Genomic DNA, 14,464 nt, shown 5'->3' with positions numbered 1-14,464 from the left:
CGCAGGCGTCGTAGCCATAGCGCAGGGTGCCCCAGCCCTGGTGTTCGGCGGTGAGGCGGTTTTGGCGGTCGTACTCGTAGGCCAACGCCCAATGGCCGTCGTCGACGCTGAGGAGATTGCCCTGGCGGTCGTAGGTATATTCAACGACGCTGTCATCGGGCAGGATTTTTCGTACCAGGCGTCCGGCATGGTCGCGTTCGTAACGAGTGACGAGCTGACTGCCGTCGTCGCCGTATTCGGTCTTTTGCTGCAGGTTGCCGTTGAGGTCGTAAACGTAAGCGGTGCGCTGCCCATCAAACCCGACTTCCTGTTGGATCAGGCCGTTGGGGTGGTAGTCGAGCCGGTAGGTCTCGCCGACTTCGTTTTCAATTTCGGTGAGCAGTAATCGGGCGTTGTCATAGCGGTACTGGACCTGAGTGCCATCGGCATTCAGGCGACGGCTGATCAGGTGCAGGCCGTCGGCGTAGTCGTAGCGGGTGACGTGGCCGAGTTCGTCGCGTTCGGCGGTGATTTTTCCGTAGGGGTTGTAGCTGTATTCGCGGGTGGCACCGCCTGGCAGGGTCAGACGAGTCAGTCGACCCACAGCGTCCCACTGATACTGGGTCAGCGCGCCGTGTTCATCTTCGCGCGCCACCTCGCGGCCCAGGTCGTCGTAGCGATAGCGCCTGATGCCGCCATTGGGCAACTGCTCCTCAATCAGTTGCCCGCGCTCATTCCACACCAAGCGATGGCAGCTGTGATCCGGGTACCAGACGCCGGTCAGTTGCCCATGTTTGTTATAGCTGTAGTCGGTAACGTGACCGTCAGGATCGATCTTACGAATGACATCGCCCTGATCGTTACGCTCGTATTTCCAGACCGCCTCACCCCGACGCACCACGCGTACGAACCCGTGGTCATGCTCGTACGTAGTGGGCTCATCTTCCCCAGGAAACAACGCCACTAAGCGTCCGGCTTCGTCGTACTGATAGGCCGTCACCGCGCCCAGCGGGTCTTGTTCGACCGTCAACCGCCCTTGGGCATCGTAGGATTTGAAGTGCTGCGCGCCATCGGGATCGATGCGTTGCACCAATCGCGCACGGTCATCGTGGACATAGATTTCCTGGCTGCCATCGGCGTTGTGCACCGTGACCTGGCCGTCATCGCCCCACACATAGCGCGTGTCCATCTGCGAGAAGCTGGCCCAGTGCCGCACACAGCGCGCCGCCTTGCCGGAGCGTTCCCACGCCCAGAAGAAACTCGCCCCGCCGGCCAGGCCGCGTTCCACAATGACGTGCCGATCGTCGTAGCGGTACACCTCGCTTTCGCCGACGGCATTGGTCGCCGAGACCAGTCGGCCCAGGTCGTCATAGGCGTAGGAAACGACGTTTTGCTCAGTCGTCCAGACATACGGACCACGGCCTTCGGCGCGCTGAACCTGGTAATCCACCGCGACAATGCGCCCAGCCCCATAGTGCAGAAACAACGAGCGACCCACCCCGTTATCCACCCGCTCGATACGCCCGAGCACATCGCGGAAAATTCGCAGGCGGTTGTCATACGCATCGCTGATCGCCGTCAGCACACCGTCGCGAAAGTGGTAGAACCGCGATGCTTGGGCCAGCACCAGCTCATCCGGCGAAGCGCCCAGATAGATCGCTGCTTCGGCCAGGCTATTGGTGATTGCCGGTCGCGCAACGGTGGGCATTGGAAAGGAAATAGAGCGATTTTCATGGTCGGTTCACACCACCGAATCGCCTGAAACCACCAGCCGCTGTGCCAGCCCATGGCTCCAGCCAAACCCCAGCCCAACATCGACTTCCACCGCACTGGTGCGATACAGCCGCGTCCACTCGAACGACAAAAACCCATCCAGAACACCGTCAGTCAGGGTCAGCAATTCCTCGCCGGTAACCATCGACACGGGGCAGCCGTTAGTGACGGTTTTATCCGCAGAAGCCGCCGCATCGCCGTTCGGGTTTTTTCCCGAAACAGGTGCGTCGTCTACAGGCTCCTGCCGCACCAACACCGTCTGCTGCGTCTTGTTGCGCGCCGCTGTGACCGGGTTGGAAACCCATTGATCCCCAGCCTTCAACGGCCCCACCGGGACCGTATCGACCGCCGTGGTCTGGCGACTGAGCAACACCGGCTTAGCAGCCTCGGCGTGCTCCTCGACGCGCACCTTGCCAAACTGTTCGGCCAAATGTTCCAACCACTCGCGCGCGCGCCGCGACTTGATCCTACCCAGCACCTGCGCGCCCAAGCGAACCGCCACGCCCATGCCCGCTGTGGCCCAGATCAGCAACAGGTTGATCAGCAACAGGTTGATCAGCACCTCGCCAGTGATTTCTCCGAGCAGCTCATTCATATACGGCGGTGGCAGCAGGCGCATCCAACTGACCATCGCCGCCATGTAAATGAACAACAACGGCTCATCGCTGAGCATCAGCAAGCCCGTCGCAATAGCGTCGGCACCGAGCGCCAGCAACTGGTCAAACTCGGCCTGGGACAGATACCGCAGCCATTGCTCGGCATGGGCCACCGGGTCCGACAGCCACTGGAACAGTTGCTTGAGGTTGTCCCACAGCGAGTACAGCGCTTCGCCGAATCCGCGCGCGTAGGCTGCGTGGAGCGAGAGGTAGCGCTTATGGAAGTGCGCCTCGGAGTAGCCCTGCCAAAGCGGTTCGAAGGTGTCGGACCATTCGCTGCGCAGCCACGCCTCCAGCGGCGCGATGACCGCCTGATAAGAGGCGTACAGCGCCTTGAAATGCGCGGCGTATACATTGGGGTAGAAGTGGATGCGGTAGCGCTGGTTGCGTTCGCATTCCTTGACTTCAAGAATGCCGCTGGGCCCGATGGTTTTATGGATAGGCTCGCCCAGCAGCGTGCCGTCCGCATCGATGCGCTGGAGTACCACCGGTGTATCGCCGATGGGTACGAACCGTGAACTCTGGAACCGATGCACCAAGGTCAAGGTGCCATCGGCCCGGCAGGTCGCGACCGCGCTGCTGGGGAACAGCGAGCGGTTGATCGGCGCGACCCGCTCCGCTTCATCTCCGGCCTTGAACACCTGCTCGATATTCAGCGCCGAAAAGCTGAGGACACTCTCGGCCCAGGCGTCGTAACTATTGAGGCATCCGCGGAAATCCCTGAGTACCGACTCGACGTCGCGGGTCTTCGCATCCAAGGCGGCGAGTACCAGAAAGCCAATGGTCTGGCTGGTCGCGCCAATCATGAGGTTGCCCTATCAATCAGGGCCATAACGAAAAAAAACATCTGCAATCCTTCGCACTGTGTGATCAGGCGAGGGACTTTGCAGAGGTTTGTGGGGCAGGGCAGTAGAGCTTATCCGGCGCTTGCGTGGGATGTTTCGGCAGCGGTCACATCCGGTCGTAACGGGCGAGCCTACCGAACCCACGAACCCTGGTTAGACTTACCTGTCGAAACGTGCAACTCACGGCCCGCCATCACTCAAGGACTCTTCATGTATTCAAGCCGCCTGATCCTCTGCCTTTTGCCCTTGCTGGTACTGGCGGGTTGCTCCACCGCCCGTGGCCCGCAGCAACCGGAACGCAGCGAAGCCGAGGTCAAGGCGCAGATCGTGCGGTTGCTGCCACCCAAGGTTACGGACCGCAATGGCTGGGCCCAGGATATCTACACGGCCTTTGATACCCAGAAGATTTACCCGAGCACCGAAAATATCTGCGCGGTGCTGGCGGTGACCGAGCAGGAGTCCACCTTCCAGGTCGACCCGCCGGTGCCCAATATGGGCAAAATCGCCCAGGATGAAATCCTGCGCCGTGCCGGCAAGGTGCATGTGCCGGCCTTTGTGGTGCGCAGCGCATTGCAACTGAATTCGCCCACCGGCAAGACCTACGCCGAACGTCTGAGCGCCGCACGTACGGAAAAAGACTTGAGCGGTATTTTCGATGACTTCATCAGCATGGTGCCGTTGGGCAAAACGCTGTTCGGCGGGTTCAACCCGGTGCACACCGCCGGGCCGATGCAGGTGAGCATCGACTTTGCACAGAAACAAGCGCGGGGGTATCCCTACACCGTGGACGGATCAATCCGACGCGAAGTGTTCACCCGCCGTGGCGGCATGTACTTCGGCATCGCCCATTTGCTCGGCTATCCGGTGAACTACGATCAACCGCTGTATCGCTTCGCTGACTTCAACGCCGGTTGGTATGCCAGCCGCAATGCGGCGTTCCAGGCGGCGGTCAGTCGGGCTTCGGGGGTCGAGCTGGCGCTGGATGGGGACTTGATTCGCTACGGCTCGCTACTGCCCGGTACCACGGAACTGGCGGTGCGTTCGTTGGGCGCGAAGCTGGATATGCGCAACCCCAGCATCCGCAGCCAGCTGGAGCAGGGCGAGCGCTTGGATTTCGAAGAAACCACCCTATACCAACGTGTGTTCGCCCTCGCCGACAAGGCTGCCGGCAAACCCCTGCCACGGGCGATTCTGCCGGGGATTGTGCTCAAGAGCCCGAAGATCACCCGTAACCTGACCACGGCATGGTTTGCCAAGCGCGTGGATGAGCGTTATCAACGTTGTATGAAGCGCTGAAGGCCCCGTGCGAGATTTGTATGGCTGATGGCGATGGCTTCGAATGAGGTGTTTGCAATGCCTCAAGCTGCCAGACAATGAAGATCAAAGGTGGGAGGGGGGCAAGCCCCCCTCCGATAGTTGAGCGATGCTGCTGTTTTTTATCAGTTGCGTTCCAGGGCCAGGGCTACGCCTTGGCCACCGCCGATGCACAAGGTCGCCAGGCCTTTCTTGGCATCGCGCTTGATCATTTCGTGCAGCAGGGTCACCAGCACGCGGCAACCCGAGGCGCCAATCGGGTGGCCGATGGCGATAGCGCCGCCATTGACGTTGACCTTGTCAGCATCCCACTCCAGCTCTTTGCCTACCGCCAGGGATTGCGCGGCGAAGGCTTCGTTGGCTTCGATCAGGTCCAGATCGCCCAGGCTCCAACCGGCTTTGTCCAGGCAGCGACGGGTGGCCGATACCGGGCCGATGCCCATGATGGCCGGGTCCACGCCTGCGTTGGCGTAACTGGCAATGCGGGCTAGCACTGGCAGACCGAGGGCTTTCGCCTTATCGGAACTCATCAGCATTACCGCAGCGGCGCCGTCATTGAGGCTGGAGGCGTTGCCGGCGGTGACGCTGCCGTCTTTCTTGAAGGCCGGCTTGAGCTTGGCCAGGGACTCGGCCGTGGTGCCGGCGCGCGGTTGCTCATCCACGGCGAAGGCGATCGGGTCGCCCTTGCGCTGAGGGATCAGGATCGGAGTGATCTCATCGACAAACCGCCCAGCCTCGATGGCTGCCGCAGCCTTCTGCTGAGAAGCGGCGGCAAAGGCGTCCTGGGCTTCACGGCTGATGCCGTATTTGTCCACGAGGTTCTCGGCGGTGATGCCCATGTGGTAGTCGTTGAATGCATCCCACAGGCCGTCGGTGATCATGCTGTCGATCATCTTGGCGTGACCCATGCGCAAACCAGTGCGCGCGGCAGGCAGTACGTAGGGGGCCAGGCTCATGTTCTCCATGCCACCGGCGATGATGACGTCGGCGTCGCCGCAGCGGATGGCCTGGGCACCGAGGTGCAGGGCTTTGAGGCCCGAGCCGCAGACCTTGTTCAGGGTCAGGCTCGGCACCGCGTGGGGCAGGCCGGCGAGAATCGAGGCCTGGCGCGCGGGGTTCTGGCCGGAGCCCGCGGTGAGCACTTGGCCGAGGATCACTTCATCGACTTGGGCCGGGTCCAGGTCGGTCTGCTCCAACAGGCGACGGATTACGGCGGCGCCCAGTTCCGGAGCCGGGATGCTGGCCAGCGACCCTTGAAAGCTGCCCACGGCGGTGCGGGTAGCAGCAACAATCACGACGTCTTGCATGGAATCTGTCCTCACTGGAAGTGCATTTCTGGAACGTGGTCCGGGACGATCAGTTTACCGGCGGTCTTGCTCACAATCTCTTCAACGCTGACGCCAGGTGCGCGTTCCTTGAGGACAAAAGCGCCATTTTCGATTTCCAGGTACGCCAGGTCCGTAAGCACCCGTTTGATGCAGTGGGCGCCGGTCAGCGGCAGGCTGCAGCGATCAAGCAACTTGGACTCTCCGTCTTTGGAGGCGTGGGTCATGATCACGATGATGTTTTCCGCACCGGCCACCAGGTCCATGGCGCCGCCCATGCCCTTGACCAGTTTGCCGGGGATCATCCACGAAGCGATGTTGCCCTGCACATCGACTTCAAATGCGCCGAGCACGGTGAGGTCGACGTGACCGCCGCGAATCATCGCGAAGGACTCGGCAGAGGAGAAAATCGACGCACCGATGCGTGCTGTCACTGTCTGTTTACCGGCGTTGATCATGTCGGCATCGATGGTGTCTTCGGTAGGAAACGGGCCCATGCCTAGCAGGCCGTTTTCCGATTGCAGCATCACTTCCATGCCGTCGGGGATGTAGTTGGCCACCAGGGTCGGAATGCCGATGCCGAGGTTGACGTAAAAGCCGTCCTGCATTTCGCGGGCGACGCGTTGAGCCATTTGTTCGCGGGTAAGAGCCATTTTGTGTGTCCTTATTGTTCGGGCTGGAGGCGGATTATTTGCGGACGGTGCGCTGTTCGATGCGCTTCTCGAAAGTGCCGCAGATGATCCGATCGACGTAGATGCCAGGGGTGTGGATCTGCGCCGGGTCCAGCTCGCCCGGTTCGACGATTTCTTCGACTTCGACCACAGTGATCTTGCCGGCGGTGGCGGCCAGCGGGTTGAAGTTCTGAGCGGTGTGGCGGTAGATCACGTTACCGAAGTGGTCGGCTTTCCAGCCTTTGACGATGGCGAAGTCGCCGGTGATGGACTCCTCCATCAGGTAAGGACGACCGTTGAACTCGCGGGTTTCTTTGCCTTCGGCCACTGGGGTGCCGACGCCGGTTGCGGTAAAGAAAGCCGGGATACCGGCACCGCCTGCGCGCATTTTTTCGGCGAGGGTGCCTTGGGGCGTCAGCACCACTTCGATTTCGCCGCTGAGCAATTGCTTCTCAAACAGCGCGTTCTCACCGACGTAGGACGCGATCACTTTGCGGATCTGTTTTTCTTCCAGCAGCACGCCCAGGCCGAAGCCGTCGACGCCGCAGTTGTTGGAGACCACCGTCAGCTCACGGGTGCCTTTGCGCTTGATTTCTGCGATGAGGTTTTCCGGGATACCGCACAGGCCGAAGCCGCCGGCGAGTACGGTCATGCCGTCCTCCAGGCCTGCCAATGCCTCTTCGTAGGACGCCACGCGTTTATCGAAACCTGCCATATGCACCTCTTTTATTGTTTGTGGGCCAGCCAATGGACCGAGTGTTGCGCTGATGTATTGATTTGTTAAGTTGTTTTTTAAGGTTGATTGATTTAGAAAACAGCATAGTTGATCCGTCTCTCGGAGTGCTTTTATGACCGTGAAACAGCTGCGTGCCTTCCTCGCCGTGGCCCAGAGCCTGAGTTTCGCCGCCGCCTGCGAGCGTCTGCACCTGTCCCAGTCAGCGCTGAGCCTGACCATCAAGGGCCTGGAAGAGGGCCTGGGCGGGCGGTTGTTCAGCCGCAATACGCGCAATGTCGCGCTGACCCCGGAAGGCGAATCGTTGCTGCCACTGGCCCGCCGACTGATGGCCGATTGGGACAACGCCGAGGATGAGCTGCGCCAGCGCTTCACCTTGCAGCGCGGGCGCGTCACGGTGGCGGCGATGCCGTCGTTCGCGGGCAACTTGTTGCCGCCGATCTTGAAGATATTCCGCGCGCGTTACCCGCAGGTGAACGTGACGGTGCACGACTTGATCAACGAACAGGTCTTGGAGATGGTGCGCGATCGCCAGGTGGAGCTGGGTGTGGCGTTCGAACCGTCTGAAGGCTCGTCGCTGGCCTTTACCCCTTTGTATCTGGATCGCTTCATTGCGGTCGTGTCGGCTGATTCACCCTTGGCGCAATGCGACGAGATCGGCTGGGAGACTTTATTGGAATACCCCTTTATCACCTTGCAACGGCCTTCCACGGTACGGGTGATGCTGGAGGAGCATTTGGGTGCGCTACGGATGAAACTGCCGGTCGCACTGGAAAGCCATCAATTGGCGACTGTGGGCAAAATGGTAGCCAGTGGCTTGGGCGTCAGCGCTGTGCCGGCATTGTGTGCCAGACAGATGGAGGAGGCGGGTGCGCATTGTATTACCTTGCGTGATCCGGTGATCGAGCGGCCGATTGGTGTGCTGACCAAGCCGGGGCATGAGTTGTCGGCGGCGGCGCAAGCCTTGTTCGATATTTTTCGCGATGAGGCGGGCAAGGGCCGGTTTCCAACGTTTTGACCCGCAGCACAAACAAGTGTGGGAGATGGCTTGCCTGTTATAACGGTTTAACAGTCAACACTGTCGTTGAGCGTTAAACAGCTATCGCAGGCAAGCCAGCTCCCACATTGAACACGTTGATTCTAGTAGTAGCGATCAATCACTTTTACTTGCGAGCTGTCTTTGAAAGACTCCCAAGCGTTATTAAGTGTGTCGAATACTTGTTCGATAAAGTTGCGATCGGCAGCGGCCTTCTTGCCGACATAACCCTGGCCGCGGCGGTACATCTTCAGGCGCGCCGCCAACTCACGGTTATTACGGTCGAACTCGGCTTCTTCAGTGTGGGGCGCCAGGCAGTCGATCTTGACTTCGCCCGATTTGCCAATCCACAGGATATGGTCGTCGAGTGTGTCTTTCTGCGCTGCGAACATCTCAGCCAATTCATCGATAGTTGGTTGGTTGTTCAGATTCATGTGTAAGCCCCTTGACCAGTTGGCGATCTATCAGTTGGTTCCGTTAAAACTGCTTAGTTGTCTCCGGCTTCAATAACCGGGCGTTAGTAACTGGCTGCCGAATACGGGCAGGGTCTTGAACCTGATGCTTGTAGTCTTACTGATGAACTGCTACGCAATGCTTTCATAACGAAGACAAGGAGCATTCGAGCTTCTTGTACCGTGCTCTTACGAGTCGGTCAGCTTCATCAATCTGCCTTGTGGGCAGTGCACATCCGGAAAAAACAGCTCGGCGGTCAGACGAGCTCTTTCAAAACGCGTGTTACCAACGCTCCCGATCCGGGAGACGCCTTGATCATGCAAGGACAAAAAGGTTACGTCAACGGTTGTGTAGTGATTATTTTCGATCACTACATAATTCGTCGTGGGCACGGGGAGATACGGCAGAGGCGTGACTTGAGCGTCATTTTTTGCGCTGGACGGTCGCTACGGTGGAGAAGGGGGCTATTGCAGGCGGTCTGCCAGCAAGGGCAGCAGCTGTTCGCATGAGGTTTCGATCTTCACCTGCAACAGCTCGTCGCCCCGGGTCTTGCCCAGGTTGATGGCGATCACCGGTTTGCCTTGCTCGACCATCGCCTTGCACAAGCGAAATGCCGAATACGCCATCAGCGAAGAGCCCACCACCAGCAACCCCTCGGACTGTTCCACTGCCGCCATTGCCTTGGCGGCAGTGGGCGGGGCGACGTTCTCACCGAAAAACACCACGTCGGGTTTCAATCGTTCACCCTGGCAATATGGACACCGGGGTACCTCAAAGCGCGCTTCAAAGGCCGGGTCGAGCAGCGTGTCTCCGTCAGGCGCCTGCACAGCATCGACGCCCGTCAGGTAGGGGTTCTGGGTTTCCATCAGGTGTTGGATCGCATCGCGCTGGCTGCGCTGCTGGCAGTCCAGGCACAGCACGCGATGCAGGCTACCGTGCAGTTCGATCACACCTTGGCTGCCGGCCTGGTCATGTAGGGTGTCGACGTTTTGTGTGATCAGCCCGGTGATGTGCTGGCGTTGTTGCAAGATGGCCAACGCTCGGTGCGCTGCATTCGGTTGTGCGACGCGTACGCGCGGCCAGCCCAGCATGGCGCGCGCCCAGTAACGTCGCCGCGCCTGCGGGGTGGCCAGGAATTCCTGGTACATCATTGGTGCCTTGCCTCGGCGCACGCCTTCGCTGTCCCGGTAGTCCGGAATGCCCGAGGACGTGCTGATGCCTGCACCGGTCAATACCAGAAAACGCCGATCAGTCATGGCCCGGTACAGGGTGTCGAGGTGGTCTTGCTGATGCGCCAGGGAATCGAGCATGGTTTCTCCTATTCGCCGCGGATGTACTGCTCCAACTGCTTGATCAGGTCAGCCTGCTCGGCGATGGCCTCCTTGACCAAGTCACCGATGGACAGCAGGCCCAGCAGTTTGCCGTCTTCGACCACAGGCAGGTGGCGCAAGTGACTGTCGGTCATGATGTTCATGCATTCTTCGACGCGCTTATGGGTGTCCACGGTGATCACCGGCGCGCTCATCACCTCATGCACCTTAGTGGTCACCGATGACAGGCCCTTGAGCATGATTTTGCGCGCGTAGTCACGCTCGCTGATGATGCCCACCACTTTGTTGTCTTGGACGACCGGCAATGCCCCCACGTTTTTTTCCGACATCCGCACCAGTGCTTCAAACACGGTGTGATCCCATTGGATGGTGTGGACGTCCTGGTTTTTCTGGTCTTTGGCTTTGAGCAACTGTGCAACGGTCTTCATGGCGGCCACTCCGGTGTTGTTGTAGGAAATCAGTGGAACCCCTACAGAATCCTAGACAGCCCGCGCCGTAGCAAGAACCAATGCGGCGTCAAACCTGTCGAAAAACGTCATTTACCGGTTTTTTTTGGTGTTTATCCGGTATTTACCGGTTTTTTTGCCCGTTTAGGGCTCGCTGTCGTCTTGCGAGGGGCTGCCTTGCGCTTCTTTTTCCACGGTGCGGCCCCTCGTCCTGCCGGGCTCGCGGGGCCGGTGATGGTCATGCGCATGCCATTGCAACGCGCCACCTGTTTGCTCATCCAGGCTGCCTGTTTGGCGACGAATTCCTCCAGACTCATTTCACCGCTTTGCACCATGTCCAGCGCCTGCTCCCAGATGGCAGTGGTGCCGGGATCGGCGATGGCGCGGGGCACCGCGTCGATCAGGCTGAATGCCGCCGGTGTGGCGGCCAGCGCCTTGCCATTCTTGCTCAGATAACCGCGGTCGAGCAGCCCCTGGATAATGCCCGCGCGGGTGGCTTCGGTGCCGATGCCGGTGGTGTCCTTGAGCTTCTGCTTGAGCAACGGGTCTTCCACCAGTTTGGCCACGTTTTTCATCGCTTTGATCAGGTCGCCTTCGGTAAAGGGTTTGGGTGGCTGGGTCCACAGGTCCTTGAGCGTGACCTTGGCTACTGCGTAATCCTGGCCCTGCACCAGCGCCGGTAGGGCCTGGGGCGCTGGCGCTTCGCGGCCCTTGGTGGGGGCGAGTGCTTCGGGCAGGGCGCGTTTCCAGCCCGGCTCGATCACCACTTTGCCCACCGCGCGCAGGGCAAAACCGGCGCATTCGAAATCTGCCTGAGTGCGATCGTATTCGTGGTTGGGCAGGAACTGCGCTAGGTAGCGCGCGCGAATCAAGGTGTACACCGCGCGGTGCTTGCCGCTGAGCTGGCCCACGTCCTTGCCGGCCCCGGTAGGAATGATGCCGTGGTGGGCGCTGACTTTGGCATCGTTCCACGCCCGCGAGCGCCGCTGGGGATCGATATGCGGCATCAGCTCACTGACCGCCGGGTCGGCACGCCCCAGCGCGGCGAGAATCTTCGCTGCCTCGCTGTGCTGGCTCAGCGGCAAGTAGCCGCAATCGCTGCGCGGGTAGGTGATGACCTTGTGGGTTTCGTAGAGGGATTGGGCGATATCCAGGGTTTCCTGAGCGCCCAGGCCGAGTTTCTTCGAGCAGATTTCCTGCAGGGTGCCGAGGTCGAAGGGCAGGGGCGCCACGTCGCGCATGCGTTCGGTGCGCAGCTTCATCAGGCGCGCGCTGGCGGCGTTGCCCATGGCAGCGGCAGCGGTCTGCGCCAACTGCGGGTTGAGGCAGCGACCCTGGTCATCACAGGCGTCCTCCGTGGCGCGCCATTGAGCGGTGAAGGTCATGTGCGCGTGGCGCAGGTCGACATCGATGGCCCAGTACGCCACCGGTACGAAATCGGCGATGCTGCGGTCGCGGTCCACCACCAGGCGCAAAGTGGGTGTTTGCACCCGGCCCACCGGTAATACACCCTGATAACCGGATTGACGCCCCAGCAAGGTAAACAGGCGACTCATGTTCATGCCGATCAGCCAGTCGGCGCGGGAGCGGCCCAGGGCCGAGTGGTACAGGCTGAAGGTGTCGGCGCCGGGCTTGAGCGCGGCCAGGGCCTTGCGAATCGAAGCGTCATCCAGCGCCGACAACCACAATCGCTGGATCGGCCCCCGGTAGCGGCAATGTTCCACCAACTCGCGGGCGATCATCTCACCCTCGCGGTCGGCGTCGGTGGCGATCACCAGTTCCTGGGCTTCCCCCAGCAGGCGCTTGACCGCTTTGAACTGGCTGGCGGTCTTGGGTTTGACCAGCATCTTCCATTTGTCCGGCACGATCGGCAGATCGGCCAGCACCCAGCGTTTGTACTTGGCGTCGTAGGCATCGGGCGGTGCGGTTTCCAGCAGGTGGCCGATGCACCAGGTGACGGTGACCCCATTGCCCAACCAACAGCCGTCGCCACGACGACTGGCGCCGAGCACCGCCGCAATGTCCTTGGCCTGGGAGGGTTTTTCGCAGAGGTACAGCCGCATGGTCAGCCCATTCGTTAAGCAATTGAATGGGGAGCAGGATGGGCAAAAGATGAGAATTGAGCAACTATTATCTGTATGGATATACAGCAAATTGTGTGAGCACTGGGAACAAATGTGGCAGGGGCAAGCTCCCTGCCACAGGAGATCTTCTGTGTTCAGACGATCGGGTCAGTTGTTATCGATATCCACATGCCGCGTTTCCTTGAGGCAAAACAACCCGACAATCAGGCTCACCCCTGTCACCATCACCGGGTACCACAGGCCGTAGAAGATATCGCCGGTGTACACCACCAGCGCAAACGATACGGTCGGCAGGAACCCGCCGAACCAGCCGTTACCGATGTGGTAGGGCAGGGACATCGAGGTATAGCGGATACGCGTCGGGAACAGTTCCACCATCAGCGCCGCCAGCGGGCCGTAGCACATGGCGGCGATCAGGATCAGCACCACGATCAACACCACCACCATGACCTTGTTGACCTGCGCCACATCCGCCGAAGACGGGTAACCGGCCAGGGTCACGGCACCGCGCAACGCCGCTTCGTCAAAACCGTCGATCTTGACTTCGCCGACGCTCACCTGAACGGGGCTGCCGGCCGGCGCAGCAGCGCTGGTGTAGGGCAGGCCTTGTTTGACCAAGAAGGTTTTGACCTTGTCGCATGGGCTGTCAAACCGTGCCTTGCCCACCGGGTCGAATTGGAAGGTGCAGGTGGCCGGGTCGGCCAGCACGGTGATCGGTGCCTGGTGGCTGGCCTGATCCATCGCCGGGTTGGTGTAGTGCGCCAGGCCCTTGAAGATCGGGAAGTACAGGGCGGTGGCCAGCAGCAGGCCGAGCATCAGCACCGGTTTGCGTCCGATCTTGTCCGACAGCCAGCCGAACAGGATAAAGAACGGCGCGCCAATCACCACGCTGATAATCAGCAGCATATTGGCCAGGGCCGGGTCCATCCGCAGGAATTGGGTGAGGAAGAACAGCACGTAGAATTGCGCCGCGTAGAAGGTCACCGCTTGCCCGCCGTTGATGCTGAACAGCGCGATCAGCACCACCTTGAGGTTTTCCCACTTACCGAACGACTCACGGATCGGCGCCTTGCTGGCCTTGCCTTCTTCTTTCATTTTCAAGAAGGCCGGCGACTCGTGCAGGCTCATGCGGATCCAGGTGGAAATGCCCAGCAGCACGATGGAAAACAGGAACGGGATGCGCCAGCCCCACACTTCGAACTGGTCGCCGGTGAAGTAGCGGCACGCCAGCACCACCAACAGCGAGAGCAGCAGGCCGATGGTGGCGGTGGACTGGATCCAGCTGGTGTGGAACCCGCGTTTGCCGACTGGCGCATGCTCGGCGACGTAAGTGGCGGCGCCGCCGTATTCACCGCCCAGGGCCAGGCCCTGCAACATGCGCAGCACGATCAGGATGATCGGCGCGGCGATGCCGATGCTGGCGTAGGTCGGCAACAGACCGACGCAGAAGGTCGCTACGCCCATCAGGATGATGGTCACCAGGAAGGTGTACTTGCGCCCGATCATGTCGCCCAGACGGCCGAACACCAGCGCGCCGAACGGCCGCACCACAAAGCCGGCCGCGAAGGCCATCAAGGCAAAGATAAAGGCCGTGGTGTCGTTGACCCCGGCAAAGAACTGCTTGCTGATCACCGCCGCGAGGGCGCCGTAGAGGAAGAAGTCATACCACTCGAACACCGTCCCCAAGGACGAAGCGAAGATGACTTTCTTGGAATCGTTGCTGGTGCTCGTGTCTATCGCCGAGCCCAGGGTTTGAGCATGTTCTGACATCGGGTAACCCTCACAGTGATTATTTATTGTTGTTCCACTGTCGGCGCC

10 protein-coding genes and 1 pseudogene are annotated in these 14,464 nt (G+C 60.5%); 2 read left to right on the top strand and 9 right to left on the bottom strand.

Features of this window, described 5'->3' with window-relative positions:
• Positions 1–3,214, bottom strand: a pseudogene (locus tag ABX75_RS20625) (DUF6531 domain-containing protein); the annotation flags it as partial.
• A 249-nt stretch (positions 3,215–3,463) separates the two neighbouring features.
• Here ABX75_RS20625 and ABX75_RS20620 point away from each other — a divergent pair.
• Entirely contained in the window at positions 3,464–4,549 is a 1,086-nt protein-coding gene (locus tag ABX75_RS20620) for a DUF1615 domain-containing protein (RefSeq protein WP_034097203.1), read from the top strand.
• A gap of 143 nt (positions 4,550–4,692) precedes the next feature.
• Here ABX75_RS20620 and ABX75_RS20615 read toward each other — a convergent pair whose 3' ends face one another.
• Genes ABX75_RS20615 through ABX75_RS20605 form a run of 3 tightly spaced genes read right to left on the bottom strand, consistent with a single transcriptional unit; the run spans position 4,693 to position 7,278 of the window.
• Complete coding sequence (locus tag ABX75_RS20615) at positions 4,693–5,874, bottom strand: acetyl-CoA C-acetyltransferase (protein WP_034097205.1); 1,182 nt, start codon at positions 5,872–5,874, stop codon at positions 4,693–4,695.
• Between the two features lie 11 nt (positions 5,875–5,885).
• The gene (locus ABX75_RS20610) at positions 5,886–6,545 is read right to left on the bottom strand and encodes a CoA transferase subunit B (protein WP_034097206.1); all 660 of its coding nucleotides are present in this window, start codon (positions 6,543–6,545) and stop codon (positions 5,886–5,888) included.
• A 34-nt stretch (positions 6,546–6,579) separates the two neighbouring features.
• A complete protein-coding gene (locus ABX75_RS20605) occupies positions 6,580–7,278 on the bottom strand; it encodes a CoA transferase subunit A (protein ID WP_034097208.1) in 699 nt (232 codons plus the stop codon).
• Positions 7,279–7,411: 133 nt separating this feature from the next.
• Here ABX75_RS20605 and ABX75_RS20600 point away from each other — a divergent pair, with 133 nt between their 5' ends.
• Positions 7,412–8,314, top strand: coding sequence for a LysR family transcriptional regulator (locus tag ABX75_RS20600; RefSeq protein ID WP_034097210.1), 903 nt, complete (start codon positions 7,412–7,414; stop codon positions 8,312–8,314).
• A gap of 122 nt (positions 8,315–8,436) precedes the next feature.
• Here ABX75_RS20600 and ABX75_RS20595 read toward each other — a convergent pair whose 3' ends face one another.
• The 5 genes from ABX75_RS20595 to ABX75_RS20575 form a co-directional block, all read right to left on the bottom strand.
• Complete coding sequence (locus tag ABX75_RS20595; RefSeq protein ID WP_034097212.1) at positions 8,437–8,766, bottom strand: hypothetical protein; 330 nt, start codon at positions 8,764–8,766, stop codon at positions 8,437–8,439.
• Positions 8,767–9,249: 483 nt separating this feature from the next.
• On the bottom strand, positions 9,250–10,095 hold the full coding sequence (locus ABX75_RS20590) for an NAD-dependent protein deacetylase (RefSeq protein WP_034097213.1): 846 nt from the start codon (positions 10,093–10,095) through the stop codon (positions 9,250–9,252).
• Positions 10,096–10,103: 8 nt separating this feature from the next.
• Positions 10,104–10,544, bottom strand: coding sequence for a CBS domain-containing protein (locus ABX75_RS20585; protein ID WP_034097215.1), 441 nt, complete (start codon positions 10,542–10,544; stop codon positions 10,104–10,106).
• Between the two features lie 131 nt (positions 10,545–10,675).
• A complete protein-coding gene (locus ABX75_RS20580; protein WP_047882560.1) occupies positions 10,676–12,625 on the bottom strand; it encodes a DNA topoisomerase III in 1,950 nt (649 codons plus the stop codon).
• Between the two features lie 168 nt (positions 12,626–12,793).
• Positions 12,794–14,416: an MFS transporter gene (locus tag ABX75_RS20575; RefSeq protein ID WP_034097217.1), complete on the bottom strand. Its 1,623-nt coding sequence runs from the start codon at positions 14,414–14,416 to the stop codon at positions 12,794–12,796.
• Positions 14,417–14,464 lie beyond the last annotated feature (48 nt).

The sequence above is a fragment of the Pseudomonas sp. ARP3 genome (assembly GCF_001029595.1).
In the GTDB taxonomy this organism is placed as follows: Bacteria; Pseudomonadota; Gammaproteobacteria; order Pseudomonadales; family Pseudomonadaceae; genus Aquipseudomonas; species Aquipseudomonas rhodesiae.
This window is presented reverse-complemented; position numbering and strand designations above follow the sequence as displayed.